Annotated in this window: 13 protein-coding genes and 1 tRNA gene; 9 read left to right on the top strand and 5 right to left on the bottom strand. The window is 32.9% G+C overall.

From position 1 onward, the window contains the following. Positions 1–25: 25 nt before the first annotated feature. On the bottom strand, positions 26–1753 hold the full coding sequence (locus tag AAGE00_RS07275; protein ID WP_341815238.1) for a ComEC/Rec2 family competence protein: 1728 nt from the start codon (positions 1751–1753) through the stop codon (positions 26–28). Positions 1754–1889: 136 nt separating this feature from the next. Here AAGE00_RS07275 and AAGE00_RS07270 point away from each other — a divergent pair, with 136 nt between their 5' ends. From AAGE00_RS07270 to AAGE00_RS07255, 4 genes are all read left to right on the top strand, one after another. Then, positions 1890–2849, top strand: a complete 960-nt coding sequence (locus AAGE00_RS07270; protein ID WP_341815149.1) for an IS5 family transposase — start codon at positions 1890–1892, stop codon at positions 2847–2849. A 99-nt stretch (positions 2850–2948) separates the two neighbouring features. Further along, on the top strand, positions 2949–3107 hold the full coding sequence (locus AAGE00_RS07265) for a hypothetical protein (protein WP_341815237.1): 159 nt from the start codon (positions 2949–2951) through the stop codon (positions 3105–3107). Positions 3108–3295: 188 nt separating this feature from the next. After that, positions 3296–3372, top strand: a tRNA-Met gene (locus AAGE00_RS07260). Between the two features lie 364 nt (positions 3373–3736). After that, on the top strand, positions 3737–4417 hold the full coding sequence (locus AAGE00_RS07255; protein ID WP_213863870.1) for a hypothetical protein: 681 nt from the start codon (positions 3737–3739) through the stop codon (positions 4415–4417). Between the two features lie 25 nt (positions 4418–4442). Here AAGE00_RS07255 and tmk read toward each other — a convergent pair whose 3' ends face one another. Continuing rightward, entirely contained in the window at positions 4443–5036 is a 594-nt protein-coding gene (tmk, locus tag AAGE00_RS07250; protein WP_213863871.1) for a dTMP kinase, read from the bottom strand. Between the two features lie 106 nt (positions 5037–5142). Here tmk and AAGE00_RS07245 point away from each other — a divergent pair, with 106 nt between their 5' ends. The 3 genes from AAGE00_RS07245 to AAGE00_RS07235 all read left to right on the top strand — a co-directional run bounded on the left by AAGE00_RS07245 (position 5143) and on the right by AAGE00_RS07235 (position 8689). Beyond that, positions 5143–5715 carry a thioredoxin family protein gene (locus tag AAGE00_RS07245; RefSeq protein WP_213863872.1) on the top strand — a complete coding sequence of 191 codons (573 nt, stop codon included), beginning with the start codon at positions 5143–5145 and terminating at the stop codon, positions 5713–5715. Between the two features lie 5 nt (positions 5716–5720). Continuing rightward, a complete protein-coding gene (locus AAGE00_RS07240) occupies positions 5721–7439 on the top strand; it encodes a monovalent cation:proton antiporter-2 (CPA2) family protein (RefSeq protein WP_007302300.1) in 1719 nt (572 codons plus the stop codon). A gap of 89 nt (positions 7440–7528) precedes the next feature. Further along, positions 7529–8689, top strand: a complete 1161-nt coding sequence (locus tag AAGE00_RS07235) for an aspartate kinase (RefSeq protein WP_213863873.1) — start codon at positions 7529–7531, stop codon at positions 8687–8689. Between the two features lie 15 nt (positions 8690–8704). On the opposite strand, the gene recF is transcribed toward AAGE00_RS07235, so the two are convergent. Further along, on the bottom strand, positions 8705–9784 hold the full coding sequence (gene recF, locus AAGE00_RS07230) for a DNA replication/repair protein RecF (protein WP_007302298.1): 1080 nt from the start codon (positions 9782–9784) through the stop codon (positions 8705–8707). 8 nt (positions 9785–9792) lie between these two features. Continuing rightward, positions 9793–10260, bottom strand: coding sequence for a thioredoxin-dependent thiol peroxidase (gene bcp, locus AAGE00_RS07225; RefSeq protein ID WP_010403789.1), 468 nt, complete (start codon positions 10258–10260; stop codon positions 9793–9795). Positions 10261–10323: 63 nt separating this feature from the next. Here bcp and gshB point away from each other — a divergent pair, with 63 nt between their 5' ends. After that, entirely contained in the window at positions 10324–11250 is a 927-nt protein-coding gene (gene gshB / locus AAGE00_RS07220; protein ID WP_007302296.1) for a glutathione synthase, read from the top strand. Here gshB and AAGE00_RS07215 read toward each other — a convergent pair. After that, positions 11235–12257, bottom strand: coding sequence for a UDP-N-acetylglucosamine--N-acetylmuramyl-(pentapeptide) pyrophosphoryl-undecaprenol N-acetylglucosamine transferase (locus tag AAGE00_RS07215; protein ID WP_007302295.1), 1023 nt, complete (start codon positions 12255–12257; stop codon positions 11235–11237). The genes gshB and AAGE00_RS07215 overlap by 16 nt on opposite strands. A gap of 73 nt (positions 12258–12330) precedes the next feature. Here AAGE00_RS07215 and AAGE00_RS07210 point away from each other — a divergent pair, with 73 nt between their 5' ends. Then, positions 12331–12690: a hypothetical protein gene (locus AAGE00_RS07210; RefSeq protein ID WP_213863874.1), complete on the top strand. Its 360-nt coding sequence runs from the start codon at positions 12331–12333 to the stop codon at positions 12688–12690.

The following is a 12690-nucleotide window of genomic DNA, read 5'->3' as shown; positions in this document are numbered from 1 at the left end:
AATTAATTATATACTAATAACACTTTTAAAACAAGTTTTTTGGCTTATGCCAAGGACGATTAGAACGGACTTTGCTAACCTTTATGCCACTATTTGCTAGCCAAACAGAGTGTGTGCCATATGCCTCTAAGTCAGAGTATTTGATGATTTTAGTATTGCAAGCTGGATAGTTAAACTTGCTTAACTGAATTACTAGATCGACATTGTTACAATTTTCTAAAATATCTTCTCTTTTATGAGCTAGCAACACTGACTTATTATTTCCTTTATTATATGTACAGTCATAATCATTACATTTTAGCCTTTTGTTTGAATTACTGAATTTAGTGTGATTCAAAATTTGATTCTGCCCGTTTTGTTTAGCCCATGTTTTGACAACAAAGTTCCTATTTTTCCTAGTAAGAGAATATAGTAAACTGTCATCTTCTTTTACAGCAAGATTATCAATACTGACCAGGATGTCAGGGGTTCTATACATAGCGCTAGAGAAAATACCCAGCACAATAAAGAAAATTCCAAAAAAACGCCAATTCCTTTCCCACAAGCATAGCCACAATAACCCAAGTGTTATTATAATAATTGATGAGCCAGGAAAAGTGCGAGTGGGAATAACCAAATACTGAAGACTAGCGATTGCATTTGTTATACACAAGATACTGTCAATTGGGCGCTCTATAAATGGCGCTATAATCCATTCAATACCTAAAGGAATCAATAAAACATAAATTATTCCAAGTGGAATAATAATGAGTGTAACTATTGGTATAGCAATCAAATTTGTGATAATGCCACTGATTGAAAAATAGTTAAAATTGTATATTGTGTACGGAACAGTTGCTAAACTTGCTATGACTGAGCTGATCATTATCGACACAAAATATTTTATTATTTTTATTTTGAATAACTTATTATCATTGATCTGATAGCTGGCAACTAGTGCCAAAACAGCAGAAAATGACATTTGAAAACCTGGCTTTAAGATTGCTTCTGGCTCCACTATGAGTATCACCGAAGCAGCAAACGCAATTGCTATTAATCCTCGATATTTCCTTTCTATGATTATTGCAACAAGTACCAAGATCACCATGATGTAGGCACGCTGAGCAGAAATTTGCATACCGGTAATCAACAAATAAAAGGTAGTTGGCAAGATAGTAAAGAATGCAGATATTTTTTTAGTGTTATATTTAAGAGTCAAAGTTTCAGATATTGCAAATAAATTACGGAATACTATAAAAAATAGACCAGCAACAAACGATAAATGTAAACCAGATATAGCGAATAAATGTGCTATACCTGAATCTCGTATCGCATTCATAGTTTTTTGATCTATCCCGTCTTTTTTGCCAATTAATAATGCAGAGATTATGTCCGCGTGTGGCTTTTTGGTATTTTGCTGTAGGTTTTCATAGATATATTGACGGAAAGATTCTATATACTCTTGAAATTTTCTTGCTTCAGCCTTTTTGTACAGGACTATTTTGCTTGTTGCAAAGCCTGTTGCACTTATTTTCTGATAATATGCTATTCTTGCAAAATCATATGCATATTCCGAAGGCGCAATTTTTGGAGGAAAGAGTTTTGCTGATAATTTTACTTGATCCCCTATTTTAATGCCTTCTTCCGCTTTTGTTTTAACTGATATTCTGATGTTATCCAGCTTGAACTTCGTGTTTTTTATTTCATAAAGCAAAAATTGTTTATATGAGCCCCTATCGTTAATATCCTTCACTGTAGCAACAATATCTTTCACATACCTTTCCTTATCAAGAATGGCTTTGTTGCATAGCTAGTGTTGGTTGAGGTTATTGTAAGAAGAAAAGCTTTTTAATATATGGCTACTAACGAATTTTGTTGTAAAATAGGCATTTTTCAAACAAGTACAACTTATGCCACAAAAAATGAGAGTAAGTAACCAAAGAGAATATAACGAGTTTCTCAAAAAAAGAGGAAATGTTTTTCATTTTGTTAATCAAGCCATAGAAAATTGGTATGAAAATAGTCCAAAAGTTGCAGGTGGCAATAACACTTATAGTGATAAAGTTGTAATTTTAATACACATAATAGTTCATCTTTTTAGAATTGGCTTGAGACAAGCTGTAGGTTTTGTAAAAGGTTATATGGTACAAATAGGCAAAAAACTTAAGATTATCAGCTATACACAAGCTTCCAGAAGATTTAAAAAGCTTAATTTGAAGATTGATGACCATAGAAGCAATAAAGATGATCTGGAAAATGTTGAAATTGCCGTAGATAGCACTAGAGTTAGTATCTACAATAATAACGGTGGGCATAGTAAGCTTAATATTCGAAAAAGAAAATACAGTGGTTATGGTCAAGTAAGAAAATTACATGTTGTTTTAAACATAAATGATAAGAAAGCAATAAGCATGAACTACACTAGTGGTGTTGCTGTAGACTATTTGCCGGTCTGCGATATGTTAGAAGAAGTCAGTGATAAATATAACATTTGTTCTATTCGAGCAGATGCGGCTTATGATATAAAAAGTGTGTATAAAGAATGCAGAAAATACAATATTGTGCCTATTATTCGCCCTAGGAAGGATACTAAAATTTGTTTAGCTGACTACTTATCAGAAAGAAACAAGTATATTAGTAGAATTAGGTCATATGAGAATTATGAAGATGGTATTAATGAATGGAAGAAAAAAGTTAAGTATGGAGCACGGTCTTATATTGAAGTCTTTTTCTATAGGTTGAAGCAAATATTTGGGTTTGGCTTGAAAAATAAATCAGAGGTAAATCGTGAAAAAGAGCTGTTAATTAAGTGCTACTTATTGAACAAATTTACTGATATAGGTATGGCTGAATTTAAATTAGCTGCGTAAATTCACTGTGATTTACATGCCTATCAGTGCTATGCAACAAAGCCATCAAGAATATGAGTATTAACTGAATCTGTTCTGAATTTGCTGGCTGTAAATCCTATGAGCACTGCAATTAAAGAAATGCATAATATTGCGTATTTCCTGTATAATATTGCGTATTTCCTGTATAATATTGCAATCAGAATTAGTATAGGTGAAAGCAAGAGAAAAATAGATATAGTGAAAGCACAGCTTGGTTCAAAATTTAATGAGAAATAGGTTAAAATTCCTGCACACTGAAAAATAGGGAACCACAATATCAAGTTATATTTTTCATTGCACAGATTGTTATGTATATAATTTACTATCATGTTAAGAAAGGTTAATAGATATATAAATATATGTAATAGTGTGATTTTATTCTTTTATTTATTATTATTACGCATATAATAATAAATAAGCAACGACGCGGGATGGAGCAGCTCGGTAGCTCGTCAGGCTCATAACCTGAAGGTCGTAGGTTCAAATCCTACTCCCGCAACCATCTTTCAATTGTACAAATATTGCGATTTCTTTTATTATAATAGCAATGTTATTTCTAACTCAAAGCTTGTTTTTGACCTGTAGGCTCAATCGCAGCATTCAGTAAAAAACTTAAGGTATTTATTGGTGAATTACATTAAATTATAGTGGCTGCATGTCTTTTTTATTTTTTCTACATTTAGCCAAATCACGCTTATTAGTACATTATCAATTTAAATTATTAAAACTCGCTATTCGGGACTTCTTTTGCCTTTTTTCTATTTGGTTGGATGATTTTATAAATTAATTAAAATATTCATAATATTGATTTCTTATCACAACAATGCTATTATTAAGCTAATATTACTTTTAGTGAGGTGTGAGCAATGGTTGATGTAGCTTTTATTGGTGTAAATACAGTTATTGATAACGGATACAGAAGAAAAATAAAACTCGTTATGTCAGGGTTATTTTTAGCTGTATCAGCAGCAACTGCTGTTTGGTTTATCTTTCCTGGATCGCAAAATGTACTTGCTCCTTTCTTGCTTCCAGCTATATTCCTTCTTTTGACCCTATCTATGGGATATTATACGTTTCTTTTTGGTTGTGAGAAAAAGTCTGTAGTAGAGAATGTTCTTGGTATGGTTGAACCTGCTGAATCAGTTAAGAGGGTGCGTTGCCAAGACGAGATCGAATCTTTGCTAGCAGAAACAAGAGATATTACAAAAAGTAAGTTTTGTAACGTACTGATTAATCTTTGTTTTGAGGATCGTAGCAAAGCGCACAAACTTGCTTTATATGTAAGAGACATTGATAGCGTTGCATCCTCGATAAAAGACGAGGATCTGTTAAATCACTTTGATCAATTTTTTACCATAACTGAAGCAAGCAATAAGAATATTAGAAATGAGCTAATTAATCGCGCAAGAATATATAGAACAATAAGTGAAAAACCTAAAAATGAAATACAAAGTTTTTTAGATAATCAAAAAGAGAGTCTTTCATATGAAATAATGTCACCTAAAATTGACAATTTTTTGCTACAGGCTGGTATGGTAACTGTTTAAACTAGCAAAAGTTCAATGCGTGTAGCTAAGTTTTTGCAATATCAATAATTTCATTTTGTACGTGATTATCACTTTTTGTTTCAATTTTAGTAATAACACTGCACCTTTTGGGTTCTTTTTTAGCTATTTCTTGAAATCCTTCTCGAACTTTATTATAAAAATCAACGTTCATCTCTTCATATTTATTTTTGTCTTTTGCTCTGCTGAGTCCAACTTGAACATCAATATCTAAAATAAATGTGATATCTGGATATTTAATTTCCACTAATTTGTGTAAGTCTCTTATTAGACTCAAGTCAACACCTAGTCCATACCCTTGATACGCAATAGTTGAATCGATAAATCGATCACAAATAACTGTCTTTCCCTCTTTAAGAGCTGGTAGTATTAATTCTTTCATATGTTCATATCTCATTGAGGTAAATAATAAAAGTTCAGAGATGGGATCAATATTATCCTTAAGTAGTGATCCTCTTATTTTTTCTGCAAAATCAGTACCACCTGGTTCTCTAGTCAATACGACATTATTTTCACCGTGAATTTGCTTGAAATAATTTGCAAGTAACTCAGACTGTGTTGTTTTACCAGAACCATCTATTCCTTCGAAGGTTATGAACATAAATTTTATAATTACAATGCTAAATGCAAATAGTGTACATAGAAACCATTTGACATTTAAGCAATAAGATCGTACATTATATACGGTATACAATTCTCTATGAGCTATGGTTACGCTAGACACTCCTAAGATAGATTTAGACTTTACTGCAAAGAATTTCAATCTCTTGGGAGTGGATAACAAATATTATACATTAAGTGACTGCTATGGGGAAAATGGTCTTATTGTAATGTTTATATGCAATCACTGTCCTTACGTTCAATCAATTATTAGCAATCTAGTAAGCGATGTTAATTTGTTGAAAAAAGATTATCAGGTAAACACCATTGCAATCATGCCAAATGATGTGAATAAGTACCCAGAAGACTCCTTTGAAAACATGATTAATTTTGCAGAGAAAAATAAGTTTACATTTCCATATTTAATTGACAGTAACCAAGAAGTAGCTAAAGAGTATGGTGCTGTTTGTACCCCTGATTTCTTTGGGTTTAACGCTGATTTAAAACTTCGTTATCGTGGACGTTTTAACAATGCAAAAAAAGAGAAAGTTCAAAATTATGAAATAGGAAGTAGTGATTTATTTCAAGCGATGAAATTTATTGCAAAAACTAGCAATCCTCCAATTGACCAAAAATCAAGTATTGGTTGTTCAATAAAATGGTCTAATTCTACAGGTTAAATATTATGCACAGCGGCTCTCAGCATTTGTTTGATATTATAATCTTACTTTCCGCTGCTGTGTTTATAGTCATAGCGTTTTGGAAAATGAATATTAGTCCAGTGCTTGGTTACTTTGTTGCAGGTGCATTGATTGGTTCTCATGGATTTAATCTGATACATTCAGTTGAAGTAATGGATAACTTTGCAGAGTTTGGCGTAGTTTTCCTATTGTTCATTATAGGTCTTGAATTGACATTTGAACGCCTTATCGCTATGCGTAGGCATGTGTTTGGGTTTGGTTCCCTTCAAGTTATAGTTACCATGATAGCAATATGGTGCATTGCTCTTGCCTTTGGAGTAAATACAAACATGGCAGCAGTTATTGGTGGTGGACTTGCACTATCCTCAACAGCAATAGTGTTGCAGGTTCTGCAAGAAAAGGGTTCTCAAGCAAGCCAAGTTGGTAGATTGTCAATAGCAGTGCTACTAATGCAGGACTTTGCAGTGGTACCTCTAATAGTACTAGTGCCCCTGCTTACTGGCAATTCTGAACACAGCTTAATAAGCTCGTTGGCAGGCTCATTAGTGCAAGCAGCTATTGCATTGGTGTTGATATTTGTAACTGGTAGGTTATTACTGAGGCCATTGTTTTCGGTTATTGCCAAAATGGAGAGTAATGAAATCTTTATATCAACAACACTTCTGATAATATTAGGATCAGCATTTATTACTGAACAATTTCATTTATCAATGGCATTAGGCGCATTTGTTGCTGGGTTACTAGTTGCAGAAACAGAACACAGGAATTCGGTAGAACATGCAGTATTGCCATTTAAAGACTTATTTCTTGGTTTATTCTTTATGACTGTTGGCATGTCTATTGATATTGACCTTTTACTCAATAAGTTACCACTCGTTACTTTATTATCAATTATCCTTATCGTTTTAAAGACGTCCATTATATATACATTGTGTAGATTTTTTGGATTTAGAAGTGCACCTGCAATACAAGCTGGATTACTGCTTGCACAAGGCGGTGAATTTGCATTTATTTTATTCCGTTTAGCAGATGAATTAGATGTACTATCAAGTGAAATCGCTCAAGTGCTTATGATGGTAACTACAGTAACTATGGCTTTTACTCCTCTTTTATCGGGAATTGGAGACTGGATAGCAAATTCATTTAGCACTGAAAAAATAATACTAGACGATGAAGCAATCGAAACAGACACACAAGATCTTTATAACCACGTAATAGTTGCCGGGTTTGGTAGAGTGGGATATATGGTAACGAAAATGCTTACTGCAGAGCATTTAAGTTATGTTGTTGTAGATATTCAATCAAAAATAGTGAAAGAAGGAAAAAATGACAGTTTCCCTATATATCTTGGAGATGCTACAAGATATGAAATTTTAAAATCAGTAGGAATAGAAAGAGCTCAAGCTCTTGTGGTTTCAATAAAGAACGAAGTCACTATAAAGAAAATAGTTTCTCTAGTTGCAACAAACTTCCCACATGTAAATATTATAATACGTTTACCAGATTTGAATAATGTGGAGGTTTATAAAGATCTAGGCGCTAGTAAAATTATTCCCGAGACGTCTGAGATTGGATTGCAGCTAGGTGGAGCAGCATTAAGCTTAAGTGGAATTAGCGAAAGCGGAGTTACATCTTTAAAAGGTAAATTTAGAAAAGGCAACTACAGTATGTTAAAAGACCTTGGTAGTGATAAAGATGAATAATCCTCTATCACTTTAATTAGTGATCAGAAAAACACATTTAATTAAGCAACTATACTCTCTAGAAAGGTGAAATTGACCTTATTGTAACTATGAACAAAATAATAATAAAAAAATTTGGTGGTACTTCGCTAACTGACTTAAATCGAGTTGCAAATCTAATAAAAAACGATATTGAAAAAGGTTATAATGTAATTGCTGTTGTATCTGCTGCTGCAGGATTCACTGACCAAATGGCTTTTCAAGCCAGGCAAATTTCAAATTTAAATTGTAGACAAGAGTTATCAGAGTATGATGTCCTGCTTTCAGCAGGAGAACAAATCTCTTGCGGGTTATTAGCTATCACTCTTCTGTCTGTTGGAGTTAATGCTAAATCATGGCTCGCCTGGCAGTTACCAATTGTAACGGATAATTTTTATTCTGAGTCTAAAATAAAAAAGATAAAAATTGACCATGTAAAAAGATCTTTTGCTGAGGGTTATACTGCTGCAATCATTGCTGGTTTTCAGGGTATACACGATGATAGAATCACTACTTTTGGTAGAGGAGGATCTGATATCTCAGCAATTGCCTTTGCTGTAGTCTTTGGTATTAGGGCTTGTGAAATTTTTACTGATATTGACGGAATATATACAGCAGACCCAAAAATTGTTCCAAGGGCACGCAAGCTTAAATCTATCTCTTACAATGAAATATTGGAGATGTCGTCATCTGGTGCTAAAATATTGCATAATCGTTCAGTACAACTTGCAATGAAGCATAATATTAAGGTGCAAGTGTTATCCACTTTTGAGGAAGTAGAAGGCACTACAGTACTACACGAAAAAGATGTACTGGAAAGATACTTAATTACTGGAATAACTTATAGCACTCACGAAGCTCTTGTAACTTTTACTAACTTTGCAAATACTCTGGATACTTTAAGAGATATAGCAGGAGCAAACGTTAAAGTTGACATGATACATGGGTCAAGCTTTTTGATTTCTAAATTTGATGTTGATTTAATGACAAAGTTATTGAACAAAAATGAAAATTATGTCGTAAACAATAATATAGCTAAAATTTCAATAATTGGTATTGGTGTTATGTCTAACACTGAAGTGATGTATCGCACACTCAAGGTTTTAAGCGAAAAAAAGATAGAAATACTTGCTGTCACAATGTCCGAAATCAAGATCAGTATAGTTGTTCAAAAAAAACACGCTGAGGCTTTAATTAGAGATTTACATACCGAATATGAGCTTGATGTATGACAGCACGCTTGAAATTTATTTACTTGATAATTCAAAAAACTTGAAAGAGCAAAGATAGTTATTGAAATTATCTTGATTTACATCGGTTATCCAAGTTTGACATTGAATGCTTAACACCTCCTCCATTAACACCTTTCTGTAATCTTTATCCAGATGCGACATTATATCGTCAAGCAGAAGAAGAGGTGCTTTATTGTAATGAATACACCTTGCTTTTACACTAGATAAGATGATAGAAAGCAGTAATAGCTTTTGCTCTCCAGTAGAACAAAGATTTATTGGCATGTCCCCTTTTTGGCAAAAAACCCAAAAATTATCATTATGTACAGAAAAGGTTACTCTACCAGTTAATGAGTCTTTTTCTCTGTTTTCCTTTAGACGATTCTGAAAATATTCTGCAGTATCGTTCAAAGTTAGCTGACTGCTAAATTTCAAACTTGCCTTTGGAAAAAACTCACAAGAATGGTTATCAATTGTGTCTTGTAATATCTTTAAAACAGATGATCGCATACGTAAAATATCAATTGCATTGGTAGCCATGACGTTTTCAAGACTAGAGAGCCAACTTTCGTCCAAAATATTCTCTCTAAGCAATTTACTTCGCTCATGCTTAGCTTTTCTATATTTCATGTAGCAATAGGTGTAATTTTCTTCAAATAGTGAAACTATACGGTCTAAAAATTTTAACCTGTCACTTGGAGAATTAAGAAGAATATAGTCCATTTGTGGAATTAGCCATATTACATTAGATATTCTATACAAAGATGAGTAGCTTGACTGCGTTTTCCCATCAATTTGTATTAATTTCTTATTAAGATTCTTTCCTATACCAATTGAGTTAAGCTCTGCTCCATTGAAAAAATCATAATACACTACCCAACTTTCATTACTGCGCCTATTTTGCATCTCATTGATTTTTGCTTTTTTCATTCCGTTGCTTTTAGCAAGCAATGAGATTGCTTCAAGTATATTAGTTTTTCCAATACCATTTTTGCCAGTTACTACAACTGGTCTATCATCTAAATCCAGTTCAAAGTTTGAATGACTACGAAAGTTATATAATTTCAGTTTTTTTATATAGCAATGGGTAGTCATTCTTTAATTTATATTCTCCTTACTTCTTCTAGAACCTCATCAACATGTCCACTAACTTTTACGTTTTTCCAGATCTTCACTACTTTACCTTTTTTATCGATTAAAAAAGTAGTGCGCTCTATTCCCATATACTTTTTGCCAAACATGCTTTTTTCTACCCAAACACCATATTTTTCCAACATTTCAGCATTTTCATCAGAAACTAAAGAAAATGGCAAAGAATATTTTGCTTTGAAGTTAGCGTGGCACTTAACGCTATCTTTTGATACACCAATTATCACTGTGTCAAGAGAAGAGAAATTTTCTATTTTGTCTCTAAAGCCTTTTGCCTCCATTGTACAGCCCGGAGTATCGTCTTTAGGATAAAAATAAAGGACTACATTTTTTTTATCAAAAAATTCACTCAGCGATAAAATTTCGCCAGAATCTGTTGGCAAACTAAAATCAGGTGCATTATTTCCTACTGTTAATTCCATACTTTGCTCCATTATTAACACTTTTATGGTACTATAGTATATTGTAATAGGAAGGGAGGATAAATGAAAGTAGCTTTTCAAATGGATGAAAATATAAATTTTGAAACTGATACTACATTTGCATTAATAAAAGAAGCGCAGAGGAGAAAGCACGAAATTTTTGTCTATGTTCCTAATAATCTAGCACTCAAGTTAAATCAGTCAATTGCTCTTGCTCAGAAAGTCAGCGTTGATGATTTTGGTTTTACTTCTAAAGAAGATGTAACTATAGATTTGAATGAAATGGATATCATACTTATCAGGCAGGACCCACCTTTTGATATGCGGTACATTACAACAACCTATATCTTAGAAAAGACTACTGCGTTAGTAATAAATAATCCAACAGAAATAAGAAACTGTCCTGAAAAATTAATTACTTCACTATTTCTAGAGCTAATTCCTCCAACTTTGATCACTGAAAATATATCGATGATTAGAAATTTTTGTCACGACTATCAAGATATCATCTTGAAACCACTATATAGCTATGGAGGAAATGACGTAATAAGAATACAAGACCAAAATAGCATTCAAGTGGTAGTCGATCTCATGATTGCAAAATATGAATGTCCTGTAATTGCACAAGCATTTTGTAAAAAGATAAATACAGATAAAAGAATACTGCTACTGGATGGAAAGCCAATAGGAGTAATGAAGCGAGTTCCAAAGTCTAGCGGAGAAATCAGAACAAATATGAGGCTTGGAGCAAGTTTTGAATCTATTGAAATGAATGATAGAGACACTGAAATATGTAATAAAATCGGTCCTGAGCTAAAGAAAAGAGGGCTAATATTTGTTGGTATTGATATTATAGATGACTTCCTTCTTGAAATTAACACAACTTCGCCTACGGGAGTAGTTTATATCAATAAGTTGTATAGTAAATCACTAGAAAAAGAACTATGGGATGCATTTGAAGAAAAAGCAATTCGTCAACTAAGTTCTTGAGCTATTGCCTTAATAAATTCAGTAACTCCATTCCTTATTCTTGTTTTCTTAGTATTATTAGCCATATCACGCAATTTTTGACAATTTTGCAATAAATCAACTAGCAACTCTCCTAGATTCTTTTTCGCGTTACTATTTTGCTCAACCATTACAGCTGCTCCCGAATCTTCAATATGTTTTGCATTATAAAATTGATGGTTATCTTTTGAGTGAGGATAAGGAATATATACAGCAGGACGCTCAGCAAGAGTAATCTCTGCTATTGAAGTTGCCCCCGCTCTGCTAATTACCAAATGAGCATTGGCCAGTTTATTTTCCATATCATCGAAAAACTCACTTAACTCACAATCAATTCCTTCACTTTTGTATAGACTCTTGACCTTGTTTATATTTTTCTTCGTACATTGCTGCGTTACTCTAATCCTCTCTTTTACTTCAACAGGTAGATCACAAATTACGCTGCTCACTACATCATCAAAAAAATTTGCACCCTGACTGCCTGCTATTATTAACACGTTTAAAACTGTTTCAGCTCTAGAATAGCCTTGTGCTTCTATATCGACAAAATTTCCTGTAAAAACGCATTTACTACCTTCTGCATACTTAGTCTCTGGAAAGCTAGTTGCAATTAATTTTGCACTCTTGAAAAAGAATCTATTTACTCTCCCTAAAACTGTGTTTTGTTCATGTAAAACTATAGGTATAGAAAGAATCTTTGCTGCAAGAAGAGTTGGAAAAGAAGCGTAGCTACCAAAACCAATGATTAGCTTTGGTTTTAATTTTCTCGTTTGATACAGTGCTAATACACAACTATACATTAACAAAAAGAGAAACTTCAATTTGTTGCCACTTGGCTTGCACAATGGTAAAATATAACTTTCTATATTGATGGTTTTTTGATCAGTGAATAATATACAATTGTGCCCTTGTACCTTTAGTGCTTTTGCTAAGGTTATAGCTGGAAAAACATGCCCACCTGTACCGCCTGTTGCTAGAATAATAGTCATCTGTAAGTAGTAATTTGATAATAGATTGTTAATTATTTTTTAATACTTTGCATGTAAAATTTTATCAAGCTTTATGATAGTTGAGTTAAAAATGCCTAAAAATAGTGACAGTAAAAAAGAATCTAACGTAAAAAATAAGCCTCAAGAGCAAAGCAGAAGCGGAGGTTTATTAAAAAACATAATAAAAGCTCTTTTTAACTCAGTTGTTGATCTACCTCAGCAAGAACAACTCAATAAAAATATTGATAGACAACAAGGTTTAGATAGTAAAAGAAAAAGCCCAGAGGATCTTAATCGGGAAAAAAAGCTTGAAGTGAAAGAAGCAGCTGAAGGGTTAAAAGAAAAGTTAGAAAAATCTGATATTGGTAATCAATCTATTAGAATTGAATCGCCTAATCAGGATACTTGTAGCTCCAAAACGATAGAACGTTAG

The organism is Wolbachia endosymbiont (group B) of Aricia artaxerxes (assembly GCF_964026975.1).
GTDB lineage: Bacteria > Pseudomonadota > Alphaproteobacteria > Rickettsiales > Anaplasmataceae > Wolbachia.
This window is presented reverse-complemented; position numbering and strand designations above follow the sequence as displayed.